This window comes from Vibrio gallicus (assembly GCF_024346875.1).
In the GTDB taxonomy this organism is placed as follows: Bacteria; Pseudomonadota; Gammaproteobacteria; order Enterobacterales; family Vibrionaceae; genus Vibrio; species Vibrio gallicus.
On record NZ_AP024871.1, the window covers coordinates 1,889,297 to 1,904,771 of the forward strand.

Genomic DNA, 15,475 nt, shown 5'->3' on the forward strand with positions numbered 1-15,475 from the left:
GGATTAATTTAGGTATGGAAAAGTTGGGTAGGCAAAACGCAAGACACGACCCTGTAGTTTCAGTAGATCAATCCGGTCAACAATAAAATAAAACTTAGGGATTATGTGTTGCTTTTGATAGTAGTCGGTTAAGTGCCTTACGTTGTAATAAGCCAGAGCCGTTTTTCCACTTCCCTGAGTATGCCAAATAATGCCTTTCTTAATGCCTTCGCTTAACTTATTTTCAATCGCTTTGGTCGCAAACAGCTGTGGGTAGCGCATCACGTGTTTTTGTAGACCATCGGTTTCTTTAACGTACGCTAGAGAATATCTCAGCATGAACGCAAGGCGCTCTGGATTAAAAAGTGATGTGCATATTCTATTGGTTGGCGCATCATGGCCTTTGTTGGTGAGGAATTCAGGGCTATGTTTAATAACAGTGTAGTTATTGTCTTTTAGAACAAAGTTCTCAGTCTCATCGGCTAAAGGCTTAAGTAGCTTAGTAAGATTAAGAACTTCTTCTTCTCGGAAGTAGTTGAAGGTAGGCTTTGTATAAGATGAACTCGCATAGAACGCCCCTTGAATAGGCTCGGGGCTACCATCATCGTATTCCATGTTATTAGAAAACAGCATGAGCTGAGTAATGTTAACGAAGCGTCTAAATTTGGGATTTTGGAAACGTTCATTGATTCGTTTTCGTTCATCTAGAACACCATCTTTATTATTTGGCTTTTTCACCTCAATAAAGACTAAAGGCATACCGTTAATGAGCAGAATGATATCTGGACGAAACTTTTCATCACCATTCTTGTATGTAAGCTCTGTTACTACGTGTAGGCTATTTTTTGAGAAGTCGTCAAAGTCGATGAGTTTTGTACCGGAACGACTCGTCAGTTTTTCATAAAAAGCACGACCTAGATCTTCATTATCTAAGCTTAACTTTAAGTCATCCAAGCAACGTTCAACATCTCCATCATCCACTCCAGGATTAATACGCTCAATCGACTTTTTGAAGATATCCGGGAAAATATTGGTATCAGTGCACCAAGTAGCCTGCTTTAAAGATAAGTACTTATACCCTAAGCGCGTTAGGTGCAGTATGGTTGGTATCTTTACCCGTGTATCTTCGTTTTGTTTGGTCATGAAATACCTAAGCTCTGTGTTGTGATTTTATTTTTAGTTATTTTTTGTTCCACTGGTACCGCACTGGTCGTGTTGATTTAGTCACCAAATTTTGCTCTAGAGCAAGAGCTAGCCAGCTTTTTACCTGTCCTTTATGCAATTCTGATACTTCAACAAGTTCTGTTTCTGATATTGGTTCACTGGCTAAAGTTTGTAGATACTGAACAAACAATTGATAAAAGCTGTCTTTGGTAACAGCATCAGGCTCTGCCTTTGTCAGTAAAGCGGATTCTTTGTTCTCTACTAGCGCTTCATTATTTTTCATTTCTTGCTCAGAACTGCCTTCTACAGCCTTCTCATCGTTATATTCACTCTGAGATATTTCATTTGGCTGTGCGAACAAATCTGCTTGTGCTCGGCTAAACAAGTCCGTTTGGTTGTTAACGTTAGAATTGGCACTGTTGACTAATAATGATTGAACATCCAGCTCTACAATGTTCTCGCTACACCAGCTTGCTCCTGCTGCAACAATTCCAGCATTACCAGCTGCAGCGTCTTGAGTTTGCTTTACCCAAGTAGGAACCCAACCTTTCTTTATGTTCTGAATAGCCCCTTCCCATGTACCGCCTTTAGTTCCTGAGTGAACCACTACAGAAGTATCCGCAAGACAATAAATGTACTTATTGCGGTCCATTGCATTAAAACGGTTAAAGCCAGCTTCAGGATTGAAAGGGGAGACCAACACAACGTTGCCGCTCATTAGACCGCTTCGATATTTGGCCGAAGTAGAGGTTTTCAGTAAACTATCAGCGAGTATGCCAATAACAGCACCCCCAGTACTCATAGCACCTAGCATTGAAGTTTCATCGACACCTCTAGCTCCACCAGAAACAGTCCCTAGACCAGCATTCGCGGATTTACATCCAACCAGTTCGGCATAAGCAAGATCTGCAGGAGAAGCATTGCGTGAGCCTACGACTGCAATACCACCAGCCTTAAGCAACTCTTTGTCTCCACATCCGTACAGCACAGGAGGAGCCTGGTTACCAAGCTTATGGAGTAAACGTTTAGGGTAGCTATCTTTGTCGGCACGAGTAATCACCCACAAGCCTGAGCGACTCCATTTTTCAAGCGCTAGTGCCATGCTGTGGCCTCGCTTTAAGAGGGCTTCAATTCGCTCTTGAGTCACTTTGTTTTTAGGATCTCGCCACTGAGATAGCAACGCTTTCTTGTCGTTATCCAGCAAGTCAGCTGGACTGAGTTGACTATCCCTCAACCACATAGCGAAACGTGCCCATTCCGCATTAGTGAGCGGCTTTGCTGCATCTTTATCCTGCTTGCCAAAGTAACTGGTAAGCAGGATTATCGCTTGTGCTGTTGTTGTTAAATTCATTAATCATTTACCGATGTGGAAGCTAGTGCGACTGGGTATACTTTACCACTGCCAGCTTGCTGAAGCTTCGCAGCGAGAACAGTTAACGTCCAACCCGAATCAACAATGTCATCAACTAAGAAGCAAGGCCCTTCTGGTATCGATCCCTCGACTTCAAAAGCACCATCTAGATTACGACATTGATGAAAGCGGTTTTGCTGGAACTTTTGTTGTTCATTGTCTCTAACTTTTTGTATCACGTCGACAAATTCTAAACCTAACCGTATAGCTAACCTTCTAGCATAATCAGGAACTAGTTCAGGGTGATTACGGGACGGGACGCAACATAACCAAGTTGGTCGTTCTTCTAACTCCCAACGTTCAAGTATCATTTCAGCCATTGCATCAACTAACTCATCTCGGAAATGATTGTCATGTTTATCATCTCTTACCATTTGTCCCCAACCAGCATCCCCCCAACGAGACAGTACTCTGCCCTCTTGAGCTCTTCGCTCAATAGGTAAGTTACCTCTAAACCCTTCTTCAACAAATGCTCCTGCTGCTACCTGAACATTTGGTTTTATTGTCATTTCTGCATGACGCAAAAAAATCGCTGCATCGTGGGCTAATGCAGAATCTATTGCACTAGTCACTATTTCTTCTTCGAGACAAACTGCACATCGTCCACAAGGCTGTGCTTCCTCATCATCCAGAGCTTGGCGAAGGTATAGCATTAAACAAGTATCACTCACTTGGTAATCTAGAACCTCTTGCCATTCTAACTCCCGCTGATGAGTCAGGTGTTCGATTCTATCCTGATCCAAGTTGAACCTAACCGGTGTCCGCTTCCATTGTGAACCTTCTTTAATTACAGGTGCAGGGTTCTCTACACTGAGTAACTTCAACACTTTCTCAATTTGCCCAAAACGAAGGTTGGTTAGCTCTTCCAATTGACGTATTGTTAGACCATCGACACTAGCGAGTGCTTCAAGTATCTCATTGATTTGCTCAAGGCTGGGAAATGCTGAAGATCGGAAATACTCATGGATATCAGAATCCTCGACACCGGATAAAAGTACCCCCTTCGCATCTGAAATCCTTCGCCCTGCCCGACCAACTTGTTGATAGTAAGCTACGATTGAGCCTGGTGATTGGTAGTGGATAACAAAACTAAGGTCAGGTTTGTCATAACCCATTCCTAAAGCGGTAGTAGCTACCAACACGTCAATTTGATTATTTAATAGCAGGGTTTCTAAATGCTGACGATAAGCATTTGAATCAGGATTACCTGCCGGGGTAATAAAATCTGGGTGAGTAACTTTGCCATGATAAGCACGAGCATTAATATCATTGCGAACTAGCCATTCTGCGACTTGCTCAGCATCACGAGTAGTTAATGTGTAGACAATCCCTGTACCGTCCAATTGCGGAATTACTCTTGCAAGCCAAGCTAATCTGGACGCCTGATCAGGTAATCGAATATTTTGCAATGCCAAACTATCACGACCTAATTGTCCGCGTAGCGTCTGAATATCACCCAACTGTGCTTCAATATCTTCAACAACTCGTCTATTTGCAGTCGCTGTAGTTCCAAGAACCGGGGTATTTGCTGGAAGTTGCCTTAGAATACTAACAATTCGGCGATAATCTGGACGGAAATCATGCCCCCAATCAGAGATACAATGAGCCTCATCTACAACCATTAAGGATATTCTGTCAGCAATTGGACGAAGAACAGTCTCAACAAAATTGTCATTCGCGAGTCGCTCGGGAGAAATCAATAAACAATCAACTTGATCATTTAAGATGTCACGAGTAACAGCCTCCCAATCCTCATTGTTAGATGAGTTCATTGTAACTGCACGTATACCCAACCTCTCAGCAGACTCTATTTGGTTACGCATTAACGCAAGCAAAGGCGATACAATGATTGTAGGTCCTTGCTCTCTATCCCTGAAAATTTTTGTGCTAATGAAATAGACCGAACTCTTTCCCCAACCAGTTCGTTGAACAACCAACAACTTTTGATTGTGGTTAACTAATGCATCAATAGCTTCCCACTGACCTTCTCTAAACTGCGCATCCTCGTCATCAATTGCTGTTTTGAGTAATTGTTCTGCCGCTTGTCTATTCATCTAGCCCACCTATGTAATTAGTTTTGTATAAGCACCAAAGAGATTACTTAATAAAATAATTTAAAACAATGAGATAGATTCCATTTAAGGCAACGTATTGAATATACTGGTTGGGATAAAAATAGCAGCCATTAGGGTATTTGTATCATTGAAGTATATCTTTAGTGAGAGTAGATAAAATCAGCCTCATTAGTTTATTCCTCGAATGAGATCGAGTAGCGCTCAGCTATACCCTTTAACTAAGCGCTTTAGCTACATTCGACGCTCGCCACTCTCTTATCAAGCGTTCAATATCGACTCGTTGACCAGTACGTGAATCAATACAGGTATCTTGAAAGTTAGCCTGATACTGTTTTGAATCTATCATAGCCTCCACCAGCTCAGCTTCATCAAGTTCAATCGCTAACATCAATGGTGTGTATCCAAGCATAGCAGTGTCAGTAGATAAAACTGGACACCCATTAATTATAGTAATCAGAACGATACTTAACCGCTACGTGGTAAAGCGCAAAATAATGAGTTCAAATCGGCCAAATATTGATTAATGTCGTGAAATTGACATTAAAATACGTAACTTAGCGAATTCAAGGCGTGGCGTATCGTTAGCTAGGCTAATTAATAAAGATGTGCGGTGAATATGAGTAAATAGAGCGAGTGGTCAGTGCAAACATCGTCGCAGTTGGTTCTTTTTCGCTATCCATCGCCTACCTGTATGCTCTGCAAATAACGCCAACTCATCCAGTGTTCCGACCGCTCCTTGATAATCTTTGCCAAAATTACTGGCTAAGCCCATCCAAGTCTCTGTATCTAAGCCAAGTGAATGTAGTAGTTTCGGGTGCGAAGCGACAATTGCACCGGGTTTGTCATTTCGAATAACACGGCCACTCCAATCCACTAGCTCAATATAATCGAGTAATGAATACGGAATGCCACGCTGCTCAGACTCACTGGTATCGCCAACAAAACCAAATAATGCCTTCTTGTTACAAGGGGGATCATCTTGATGTGACACGCCATGAACACGCTCATAAACGGAGGTGTATTCAGACGCTTCGATGCTGTCGTTGATGCCTGCGCGTATGGGATTCAAATCGACATAAGCCATGCATGTTAATAAGGCTTCTTCATCAAGTAACGCTTGAGACTTAAACCGCCCCTCCCAAAACCGTCCCGAGCAGTCATCTTCTGCGTTGGCTTTGCGCGCAATAAACTCATTTAAGCTGCGCATGAACCATGAAATATCAATCAGGCGCTCTCGCCAATCATTGATGATACTAAGAGCTGTTTCACTTTCAATTCCAACGCAGGTTTGTTTTCTTAGCCAGAGAAAGATAAAACTGGACACCCATTAATTATAGTAATCAGAACGATACTTAACCGCTACGTGGTAAAGCGCAAAATAATGAGTTCAAATCGGCCAAATATTGATTAATGTCGTGAAATTGACATTAAAATACGTAACTTAGCGAATTCAAGGCGTGGCGTATCGTTAGCTAGGCTAATTAATAAAGATGTGCGGTGAATATGAGTAAATAGAGCGAGTGGTCAGTGCAAACATCGTCGCAGTTGGTTCTTTTTCGCTATCCATCGCCTACCTGTATGCTCTGCAAATAACGCCAACTCATCCAGTGTTCCGACCGCTCCTTGATAATCTTTGCCAAAATTACTGGCTAAGCCCATCCAAGTCTCTGTATCTAAGCCAAGTGAATGTAGTAGTTTCGGGTGCGAAGCGACAATTGCACCGGGTTTGTCATTTCGAATAACACGGCCACTCCAATCCACTAGCTCAATATAATCGAGTAATGAATACGGAATGCCACGCTGCTCAGACTCACTGGTATCGCCAACAAAACCAAATAATGCCTTCTTGTTACAAGGGGGGTCATCTTGATGTGACACGCCATGAACACGCTCATAAACGGAGGTGTATTCAGACGCTTCGATGCTGTCGTTGATGCCTGCGCGTATGGGATTCAAATCGACATAAGCCATGCATGTTAATAAGGCTTCTTCATCAAGTAACGCTTGAGACTTAAACCGCCCCTCCCAAAACCGTCCCGAGCAGTCATCTTCTGCGTTGGCTTTGCGCGCAATAAACTCATTTAAGCTGCGCATGAACCATGAAATATCAATCAGGCGCTCTCGCCAATCATTGATGATACTAAGAGCTGTTTCACTTTCAATTCCAACGCAGGTTTGTTTTCTTAGCCAGCGCTGAACTAATACGGGAAGTGAGTATAACTGCCCCCATCTCCAGCAGACCTCTTCATCACTAAGCTGTTGATTTAATTGCTCGTCGACATGCAGCACAATGTGGTAATGATTTGACATCACCGCATAGGCGCAGATATCCATACTAAATACCGTAGACAAATAATGCATCCGCTCAACCACCCATGCTCGACGGTGCTCAAATGATTGCCCTGTATATTTATCGTCGCCACACAGATAGGCTCTGCGAACACAACGCGAGATACAATGATAATAAGGAGTATCAGAAAGAGAAACTTGAGACTGTCGAGATTGTGTCATAACAACTACCTCCAGATGCACTGTGCATCAATTAAAGCTAGCTGTAGAGTCGAGAGGCGTCAATATTTATGGGTGTCCCGCAATTTCTATCCCTTGATTTACTTACTCAAGCTCATCCATGCTAAATATCATCCTGTATATAGATAAGTCAAAGCCAAGGGCTTTGATTGTTCTATCTAAACATAATGTATATATCCTCCCTTCTACAAGGGATACGCACATATCACCCTCTACAAGGGATAGGTACACTATCATCCCCTACAAGGGATATGTAAACTATCATCCCCTATAAGGGATAGGTAAACCATCATCCCCTACAAGGGATAGGCACACTATTACCCCCTACAAGGGATAGGTACACTATCATCCCCTATAAGGGATAGGTACACTATCATCCCCTGTAAGGGATAGGTACAATTCAAAAACAAATTAGTATCCCCTACAAGGGATAATGCTATACTCTATGTATAAAGCACGCAATTATGCATCTAAAATTCAAAAAAATAGGAAGCTAATACATGATATATAGCCCAAAGCAACTTGCTGATAGCATGCTTCTTATAAGGCAAAAGAACAACTGGAGTCAGACTGAGCTAGCCAAAAGAGTTGGTATAAAGCAATCAACAATATCCAACTTCGAGAACAATCCAAATCTCACTACACTCTCAACTTTTTTTAAACTGCTCCAAGCCATGAACTTAACACTGAAGTTAGAAGAAAAGAGCCTAGTACAACATTGTAACGATAATGATGAGGAAGACTGGTAATGCAAGAACTACTAGCTTATATGAATGGAGAGCTTGTCGGCAGATTACAAAAACAATCGAATGGTGCTCATTCTTTCCAGTATGATCCAGACTGGATAAATAACAGAAAAGCCCGCCCCATATCTTTATCATTAAAGTTGCAAATAGCACCAATAAAATCAGATGCAGTTATTAATTACTTTGATAACCTTTTGCCTGATGCTCCAAAAGTTAGAGAAAGAATAGTTGCTAGATATAAAGCCTCTTCTAAGCAACCATTTGACCTTTTAAAAGAGGTAGGTAAAGACAGTGTTGGTGCAATAGCCTTATTACCTCCTGAGCAACCTTATAATGAAGATAAGATCAATTATGAGACGCTAAATGAAGAAAAGCTTGAAAATGTTCTTCTCGCATACAAATCAGATATACCCTTAGGGATGCTTGAAGAAGAGGAAGACTTCAGAATATCAGTGGCGGGCGCACAAGAAAAAACGGCTCTTCTTCGCTCCAACGACCAATGGTGCATACCGAAAGGCAATACACCAACTACTCATATTATCAAGTTACCTATTGGAGAAATACAGCAAGCTCATGCAACGTTAGATCTAACAGATAGCGTTGAAAATGAATACCTTTGTATTGAGTTGGCTAGAGAGCTTGGTTTCGAAGTGCCTAATGTTGAGATTATCCATACTGAAAAAGTCAAAGCACTAGCAGTAGAACGTTTCGATAGACGCTGGAACAAAGATAAAACAAATTTATTGCGATTACCTCAAGAGGATATTTGCCAAGTTTTCGGAAAACCTTCATCTATAAAGTATGAGTCTCAAGGTGGTCCTGGTATCGCTGAAATAATGGAGCTTTTGATGGGGTCGAGTAACGCACTAGAAGACCAATACAACTTCATGAAGTTCCAAGTTTTCCAGTGGGCAATTGGCGCTACAGATGGACATGCTAAGAACTTTTCCATTTTTATTGAAAAAGGAGGAAGCTATAAGCTTACCCCTTTTTATGACATTCTATCTGCTTATGTTGTCCTTGGAGGAAAAGGATTAAATATAAGAAAGCTAAAGTTAGCTATGGGGATAAAAGCAACTCGTGGTAAGAAGTATGAAATAAATAAAATCTACGCTCGTCACTTCTTAGATACAGCCACATCTGTAGGATTTAGCAAAGAAAAGATGCAACAAATCTTAGACGATATCCAAGTTGAGCTTCCTCAAGCAATTGAACGACTAAAAGCTAGACTTCCAGATAGCTTTCCTGAAGAAGTTTCGACAGCTATATTCGATAATTCTCTAAAAATGGTAAAAAAACTAGGTATAAATTCAGGCCAATAACCCCTTTCAGTATCAATAAATACAATAGGAAAGTCCAAAGAGCTTCCGCTCTTTGTGTTATCTACTCATAGCTATCGCTGCCAGTTCAACTCCCTAAGTGGGAGCTGAACCCAGTTGACAGCTCAAGGTAATTAATCCATATTTTCAGTACTAAATCGACACAAAACCAAAAAATCAATTTCAAATAAGACATTGAAAATAAAGAAAAATAAAAGACTTTGGAAGCACTTCTCACCAGTGCTGCGAACAGGCCTGTGGCAGTTTACTGAGTTTACCCTCATCAACACTGATTTTATCAAGTATAAGCCTTGAGCAAGCGAGTGATGCGCTACCCTCTCCAGGTATTTTTCCAGCCTACAAGCAAGCCGTATTGCGGCCTCCTATTGTTTAGCGTTCGATCCCACAAAATCTAACGATAAAGGTATTTTTCACTTTCTACACAATATTAATTTGCCGAGCTCATCGCTTGGCAATGGAGCAATACAATGAATACAATCAACAAAGTCATCCTTACCTCTTCCCTGCTATTTAGTGGTCTAAGCTTTGCAAGTAGCAATATTGAAGTGTACAAATCCCCAAGTTGCGGATGCTGTGCCGCTTGGGTAAAGATCATGGAGCACAAAGGGTATAAGGTAGATGTCCATGACCAAGAAGATTGGACAAGCGTCAATCAAGAGTATGGGCTACCTACTAAGCTCAAGGCATGCCATACCGCGATTATCGATGGCTATCTAATTGAAGGGCATGTACCAGAGAAAGAGATTGCCCGCCTTCTCAAAGAGCGCCCGCAAGATATTAAAGGACTAGCAACGCCGGGAATGCCAATGCACTCTCCGGGCATGGCCGGTGGTGCGTATAAGGGCTTCGATGTCATCGCCTATGATAATGATGCCAACACAAGTGTTTACGCAACGTATTAAGGGAACTTACTCGTTATGTAAATAGTTAAACTATAACCGTTATTCCGGCTGAAAAGTGCTGGCATAACGGTTGTTTAGCATTAAGCACTTGGATAATGGAGGTCGCTCTTCGATAATCACCTTACTCCCTAAAGCATTGAAAAATAGGCAATATCTCATTTTCATTGTCTTACTGGGTCTTATCGGATAATTCACGCTCTACCGTCGGTGGACATAGTGACAGATTCCATGTCAATTCGATCTCAATCAGGGTTATCTGGCGCCAGGCAATCGATAACTGAGTAAAAAGGCAAGTCCCCTAAGCCAATTGCTTTAGAATCTTAAGACTCCATCAATCTAAGTCTAAAATCAAACTACACAGGTTAGTCCAAATGACCATAATCTAAGTTATGATAATCACCGTCATTCAAACCTCTCGGTAACACCATGAACTCTGACTCCAACAAACCAAGAAAAGCCACACGCATTGAGAGCGTGATGAATTCGGCTATGTGGCACCTAACTCAGAGGGATATGACTGAGAGTGAACTGCTGACTAAACTCAAGGCGAAAACAGATAATCAAGAATGGATCGATCAGACCTTGCAGAGCCTGCGAGGCTACGGTTATCTCAAGTCTGACTCTGTGTTTGCTGAGCAGTTTGCTGAGCGTTCTTTTAGTAGTGAGTATGGGTCGAACTACATTGTAGAGAAATTAAAGCATAAAGGGATTGGTGAGCACACTATTGTCAGTGCTATCGACACCGTTAAAAAGCGACTTGAAATAGACGAGTTGGCTATTTTGATAGAAAGGCTCAATAACCAGTATCAAGAATTTACGATGAGTCGTGAGAAGCTAGTTAACTCTTTACTAAAGCGTGGGTTTACATTTTCGCAGGTGCAAACAGCTATTTCTCAGCACCCCTATGTAGGCACTTTACGCTCTAACTTAGAGATAAAGGCTGAAAAAGCAGACCTTGAAAAGGAAGTGCTCAAGTATGTAAGAAAAGGCAAAGGCCTTACGGTCATTCGCCAAGAACTGAAGCTGCGAAAAATCGATATTTCTGACCTCGATACTTTTATCGAACAAGCGACTAACAGCGGCAAGATCGACTTTTTTGCCTCTTGCCTCGAACAGCTACATAAGAAATCTTACGACCTGAATGACTTTAAAGAACGAAGCAAGGCCTACGCTATGCTTTCGCGCAAAGGCTTCTCTTCTGAGGAGATAAAGTATGCATTAAGCGATGGGGATGAGTAACCATTAGCTCTGCATTCAGGTAGTCGCTGTTAAATAGAAAGCATCTTGCTTCTAACACACCCCATACAAATAGCGGCCTAACCACACTTTAGACCTTACCTTTTACTTCCCATATCGTGACGTACACAAGATAAAAAACGAAAAACTGAGCTAGTTACCAAATTATATTATTGGCTGTTCGGTATAATCGCCACTCATCTATTTGAACCATAAATACTCTTTTAAAGTGAAGACGATGATTGAACGAAAAGAAACCAAACAACGCATGAGTCGCGCTGTGATTCATAATAATACCGTGTATTTTTGTGGCCAGGTTGCTAAAGACTCTAGCCAAGATATCACCGGCCAAACTCGTACTATGCTGGAGAAAGTAGATGATCTACTAGCCAGTGTCGGCTCTGATCGAACCAAGCTGCTTTCAGCTACTATTTATATTAAGACCATGGATGATTTCTCAGCAATGAATGAGGTTTGGGACAACTGGGTTGCTGAAGGTCATGCCCCTGCACGAGCGTGCGTGCAAGCATCTATGGCAAGAGAAGAATTACTCGTGGAGATTTCAGTTATAGCGGCAATCTAGCAAGATAGTCACTGTTCTGTTAAACCGTTTTAAAGGGCTCTAAGAGCCCTTTTTTATCAGCTCGATTTCCTCTACTCCTCAATACGATAACTCCTCCCCCTAGCCAGCAACTACAAGCATAAAAAAACCCGCTCAAAATGTGAGCGGGCTGTTAGAGGTCAATAAAAACGAAGTTTATTGATCAAGTTTAAACTGGTAGAAGCTTACTTTAGTGTAGTCACCAGCTTCGATGCCGTTGTTAGAACAACCGCTTGAGCCAGTATTACATTGGTTGTAAGTACCTGCTTTGAAGTACATCCAATCATTTGCGTAGCCTTGGTCATACTCATCGCCTTTATAGTGACCTTTCGCTAGGTTGATGTCGAACTTCTTAATTTCTTGAGTTGGCTTGCCAGGGTTCTTAGTAAAGGTTAGGTGCATGATGTCACCTTCTACATTTACGTTATAAGAGAACACTTCACCCAATAGGATACCATCAACTGGATCTGCAGAACCCTTACGTAGGCCTGATTTACCAAATACTTCATGCATGATGTCACGGCGTTGGCCATAGTCATCACCTAGCGCATTTGTTTCATAGTTCCAATAAAGTGAACCGTGCTTATGCTCTGGCAGTTTACGGTACATGATCTTCAGCGGTTCATTTTTAGAACCGTGGATTTGACCAATTACAGTTGCGAATGCACCGTTCTTTTTATAGTTACCACTGGTACTAACCCAATCAACAGAAAGAGTCGCACTCATTTCGCCGCCGATAGAGCCGTATTGATCAGCATCTTTAGTCGAAGCTACAGTAAAGTTATTTTTGTTTGAACCGTAATCATCGGCAAGCATTGCACGCAGTTCACTACGAGCATTCTTTGAGTTAGGTGTGGTCATTGCTTTGTTTGGAGAAGCAAACACCATTGCGCCTGTAGTTTGGTCAGTGTAGAACCAATCTTTTTGAGAGAATGGCTTCTCTTTATTGTTCAACATATCCTTGTAGATTTCCATAACCTTACCTGCGCGCTCTGACTTATCGTCATCCATTGGCAGGTTTAGTTTGAATTTTGACAAGTCAAAGTTTTCAGTTGGAGTCTTGTTAACATCAAGGTTGTACTGTGCTGCTAATGCTGGGTCTTTAGCTACAACAGTTTGTGAATGATTTACAGTGGTTGCAGTCGCTGTATCTGTTGCAGTGGTTGCATCTGTTGCGGTAGTTGCACAGCCTGCAAGGCCACCAGCTAGTGCTGCCATTACAAGCATTGCTGTTTTATTCAGTTTTTGCATGAATCGTTCCCTCTGGGATATTAATTCAGACTCCAATATTGAGCCTTGTTAATTAGATGCACTAATAATGCATTAATATAATAAGACAATATTTGAATCGCATCACACTATAAAAATTAGCCGCTTACAAATCAAAAATCTTATCTTGCTCAAACGGTCAGCCTAGATGGGCTTTTCTGCGTAAAAAAATAACTAAGCCAGTGAATATTATCACTGACTTAGTTGAACATTATGAGTTCTTTAGTGACTCAAGCCTCTGCTTTTTCTTCATTTTCATTGTCGAGTAAACAGAGAACACAGCCAGTAAAATAAAGGCTAGTGCAATAGGACGCTCATACAAGAATGACCAACTGTTATCAAACATAAGTAATGATTTACGCAAATTGGTTTCAGCCATTGGCCCCAATATGATAGCCAGTAGTATTGGTGAAGATGGGATCTCTAATTTACCTAATACAAAGCCCAAAACACCAAATGCAATCGCAATGCCCACATCAAACATCGAGTTGTTGATAGCATAGGCGCCAACCACAGATAAAAACAGGATCACAGGGATCATCAGCAGCTTAGGAACTTCGATGATACGGCAGAAGAATCGAATGCCAAGTAGCCCAACTAATAGCATCACTACGTTTGCTACCAGCATAGAGCTAAACACGCCATAAACTACTTCTGGGCTATGAGCAAATAGCAGCGGTCCTGGGGTAAGTCCTTGAACAATCAATGCCCCAAGCAGTACTGCGGCAACTGCATCTCCAGGAACGCCTAAGGTTAGAAGTGGAACCAATGACCCGCCAGTAACACCGTTGTTGCCCGCCTCTGCCGCTGCTAATCCGCGCACTGAACCCTTACCAAACTCATCAGGGTTCTTAGAAGAACGCTTGGCTTCGTTGTAACAAACAAAAGCCGAGATATCCGCGCCAGCGCCAGGAACAGACCCTATGGTTGTTCCCATGACCCCACTCTTAATTGCAGTTGGCATCATCTCTTTCAGGTCTTGTTTGCTCATCAGTTTGTGATCAAACTTCGGTGCTTTGGCTTTCTTCTCTTGTAGAATTTTCTCTATCTGATTAATGGCTTCAGAAAGTGCGAATAAGCCAATCAATACTGGAATTACGTTGATACCGCTATAGAGATCCATCACCCCAAAGGTGAAGCGAGGAACTGAACTGATAGGGTCTAACCCTACCGTTGAGATTAGCAAGCCAATCGTACCTGCCAGCAATCCCTTTAATATATTCTGCGATGACACACTAGCAATAATAGTTAAACCAAATAGCGCAAGTGCAAAATATTCGGGAGCATTAAAGCGCAACGCAAAATTGGCTAGAAGCGGGGCAACAGCAATCAATACTATGGTGCTGATCAAGCCTCCAGTAAAAGAAGCAACCGCAGAGATACTAAGCGCTCGGGCTGCCTGCCCTTTGGCGGCTAATGTATGTCCGTCTAACACGGTAGCTGCTGATGCCGGTGTACCGGGTGTTTTTAGTAAGATAGCAGCAATTGAGCCGCCGTAAATTCCACCAATATAGACCCCAATCAGCATAACTAAAGCAGCTGTAGGTTCCATACCAAAGGTAAATGGCAGTAATATAGCTACCCCCATTGTTGCGGTAAGCCCAGGCAAAGCACCCAGCACAATCCCACCCACAACACCAAATATCAGAACCGGTAAAACGTCAGGACTAAAGGCGGTTAATAGGCCATTTAAAATATGTTCAAGCATAGTGGCTCCTAATAAAACATGCCTTCAGGCAGTGCGATATAAAACACTTCACCAAATAGGTAATACACTCCAAGTACAAAGCTCCAAGCCACTGCATAATAAAGAGGCTTCTTAACTTTGAAGAAAACTAGATAAAGAGTGAAAGCGATAAGACTGGCATATAAGTAGCCTACAATCGTGATAAGAACCGCATAGCCAATCAAAAATAGAATGCCAAATACAGCCATCTTAGAGATGATTTTTTGCTCAGCTTCGGTCGCGGCTTTTTTAAGCTTATGTTGCACAATAAGCGCTACACAGATCAACACCTGAATAATCGCAATCACAGCTGGAAAGAATTTTGCGTCTACGCTGGCATCTTGAAATCTAGGCTCTGCGAACTGGCTAACGAAATAAAGAATGAACGCACTACAAACAATAAGAAGAGAGGGAAATACAACGTGTCGATTGAGCATAGCGTTTGCCCTTAGGTATTTAGAATTAAGGGGAGGCTTGCACCCTCCCCTAATATCAAT

Annotated in this window: 13 protein-coding genes and 1 pseudogene; 5 read left to right on the forward strand and 9 right to left on the reverse strand. The window is 42.0% G+C overall.

Annotated features, from left to right (window positions below):
• Nucleotides 1-57: 57 nt before the first annotated feature.
• The 6 genes and pseudogenes from OCU28_RS08765 to OCU28_RS08790 all read right to left on the reverse strand — a co-directional run.
• Nucleotides 58-1,122 (reverse strand): annotated as a pseudogene (locus OCU28_RS08765) (type I restriction endonuclease); the annotation flags it as partial.
• A 37-nt stretch (nt 1,123-1,159) separates the two neighbouring features.
• Nucleotides 1,160-2,494, reverse strand: coding sequence for a DNA-processing protein DprA (locus tag OCU28_RS08770; RefSeq protein ID WP_261815831.1), 1,335 nt, complete (start codon nt 2,492-2,494; stop codon nt 1,160-1,162).
• A complete protein-coding gene (locus OCU28_RS08775; RefSeq protein ID WP_261815832.1) occupies nt 2,494-4,608 on the reverse strand; it encodes a RecQ family ATP-dependent DNA helicase in 2,115 nt (704 codons plus the stop codon). Before OCU28_RS08775 ends, OCU28_RS08770 begins: the two co-directional genes overlap by 1 nt.
• A 235-nt stretch (nt 4,609-4,843) precedes the next feature.
• Nucleotides 4,844-5,038 (reverse strand): hypothetical protein, encoded by a 195-nt coding sequence (locus OCU28_RS08780; protein WP_261815833.1) that lies wholly within the window; start codon nt 5,036-5,038, stop codon nt 4,844-4,846.
• A gap of 228 nt (nt 5,039-5,266) precedes the next feature.
• Nucleotides 5,267-5,953, reverse strand: a complete 687-nt coding sequence (locus OCU28_RS08785; RefSeq protein ID WP_261815834.1) for a Mobile element protein — start codon at nt 5,951-5,953, stop codon at nt 5,267-5,269.
• A 200-nt stretch (nt 5,954-6,153) separates the two neighbouring features.
• Nucleotides 6,154-7,140 (reverse strand): transposase, encoded by a 987-nt coding sequence (locus OCU28_RS08790; protein WP_261815835.1) that lies wholly within the window; start codon nt 7,138-7,140, stop codon nt 6,154-6,156.
• Nucleotides 7,141-7,658: 518 nt separating this feature from the next.
• Between OCU28_RS08790 and hipB the strand changes: the two genes are divergently transcribed.
• From hipB to OCU28_RS08815, 5 genes are all read left to right on the forward strand, one after another.
• Entirely contained in the window at nt 7,659-7,907 is a 249-nt protein-coding gene (hipB, locus tag OCU28_RS08795) for a type II toxin-antitoxin system antitoxin HipB (RefSeq protein WP_017107445.1), read from the forward strand.
• The gene (locus OCU28_RS08800; protein WP_017107446.1) at nt 7,907-9,226 is read left to right on the forward strand and encodes a type II toxin-antitoxin system HipA family toxin; all 1,320 of its coding nucleotides are present in this window, start codon (nt 7,907-7,909) and stop codon (nt 9,224-9,226) included. Before hipB ends, OCU28_RS08800 begins: the two co-directional genes overlap by 1 nt.
• Before the next feature lie 485 nt (nt 9,227-9,711).
• A complete protein-coding gene (locus tag OCU28_RS08805) occupies nt 9,712-10,146 on the forward strand; it encodes a DUF411 domain-containing protein (RefSeq protein WP_261815836.1) in 435 nt (144 codons plus the stop codon).
• A gap of 426 nt (nt 10,147-10,572) precedes the next feature.
• A complete protein-coding gene (locus OCU28_RS08810) occupies nt 10,573-11,385 on the forward strand; it encodes a RecX family transcriptional regulator (protein WP_261815837.1) in 813 nt (270 codons plus the stop codon).
• Between the two features lie 235 nt (nt 11,386-11,620).
• Nucleotides 11,621-11,965, forward strand: coding sequence for a RidA family protein (locus OCU28_RS08815; protein ID WP_261815838.1), 345 nt, complete (start codon nt 11,621-11,623; stop codon nt 11,963-11,965).
• A gap of 174 nt (nt 11,966-12,139) precedes the next feature.
• Here the strand turns inward: OCU28_RS08815 and OCU28_RS08820 are convergent, their stop codons facing one another.
• From OCU28_RS08820 to OCU28_RS08830, 3 genes are all read right to left on the reverse strand, one after another.
• Nucleotides 12,140-13,234, reverse strand: coding sequence for a polysaccharide lyase family 7 protein (locus tag OCU28_RS08820; RefSeq protein ID WP_261815839.1), 1,095 nt, complete (start codon nt 13,232-13,234; stop codon nt 12,140-12,142).
• 229 nt (nt 13,235-13,463) lie between these two features.
• Nucleotides 13,464-14,960: a tripartite tricarboxylate transporter permease gene (locus OCU28_RS08825; RefSeq protein WP_261815840.1), complete on the reverse strand. Its 1,497-nt coding sequence runs from the start codon at nt 14,958-14,960 to the stop codon at nt 13,464-13,466.
• Nucleotides 14,961-14,968: 8 nt separating this feature from the next.
• A complete protein-coding gene (locus OCU28_RS08830) occupies nt 14,969-15,415 on the reverse strand; it encodes a tripartite tricarboxylate transporter TctB family protein (protein ID WP_261815841.1) in 447 nt (148 codons plus the stop codon).
• Nucleotides 15,416-15,475 lie beyond the last annotated feature (60 nt).

Excerpts from the sequence above, each read along its gene's own strand:
- OCU28_RS08825 (WP_261815840.1), bottom strand. The coding sequence starts at position 14,960 with ATGCTTGAACATATTTTAAATGGCCTATTAACCGCCTTTAGTCCTGAC.
- hipB (WP_017107445.1), top strand. The coding sequence starts at position 7,659 with ATGATATATAGCCCAAAGCAACTTGCTGATAGCATGCTTCTTATAAGG.
- OCU28_RS08830 (WP_261815841.1), bottom strand. The coding sequence starts at position 15,415 with ATGCTCAATCGACACGTTGTATTTCCCTCTCTTCTTATTGTTTGTAGT.
- OCU28_RS08815 (WP_261815838.1), top strand. The coding sequence starts at position 11,621 with ATGATTGAACGAAAAGAAACCAAACAACGCATGAGTCGCGCTGTGATT.
- OCU28_RS08820 (WP_261815839.1), bottom strand. The coding sequence starts at position 13,234 with ATGCAAAAACTGAATAAAACAGCAATGCTTGTAATGGCAGCACTAGCT.
- OCU28_RS08805 (WP_261815836.1), top strand. The coding sequence starts at position 9,712 with ATGAATACAATCAACAAAGTCATCCTTACCTCTTCCCTGCTATTTAGT.
- OCU28_RS08810 (WP_261815837.1), top strand. The coding sequence starts at position 10,573 with ATGAACTCTGACTCCAACAAACCAAGAAAAGCCACACGCATTGAGAGC.
- OCU28_RS08775 (WP_261815832.1), bottom strand. The coding sequence starts at position 4,608 with ATGAATAGACAAGCGGCAGAACAATTACTCAAAACAGCAATTGATGAC.
- OCU28_RS08790 (WP_261815835.1), bottom strand. The coding sequence starts at position 7,140 with ATGACACAATCTCGACAGTCTCAAGTTTCTCTTTCTGATACTCCTTAT.
- OCU28_RS08800 (WP_017107446.1), top strand. The coding sequence starts at position 7,907 with ATGCAAGAACTACTAGCTTATATGAATGGAGAGCTTGTCGGCAGATTA.
- OCU28_RS08770 (WP_261815831.1), bottom strand. The coding sequence starts at position 2,494 with ATGAATTTAACAACAACAGCACAAGCGATAATCCTGCTTACCAGTTAC.
- OCU28_RS08780 (WP_261815833.1), bottom strand. The coding sequence starts at position 5,038 with ATGCTTGGATACACACCATTGATGTTAGCGATTGAACTTGATGAAGCT.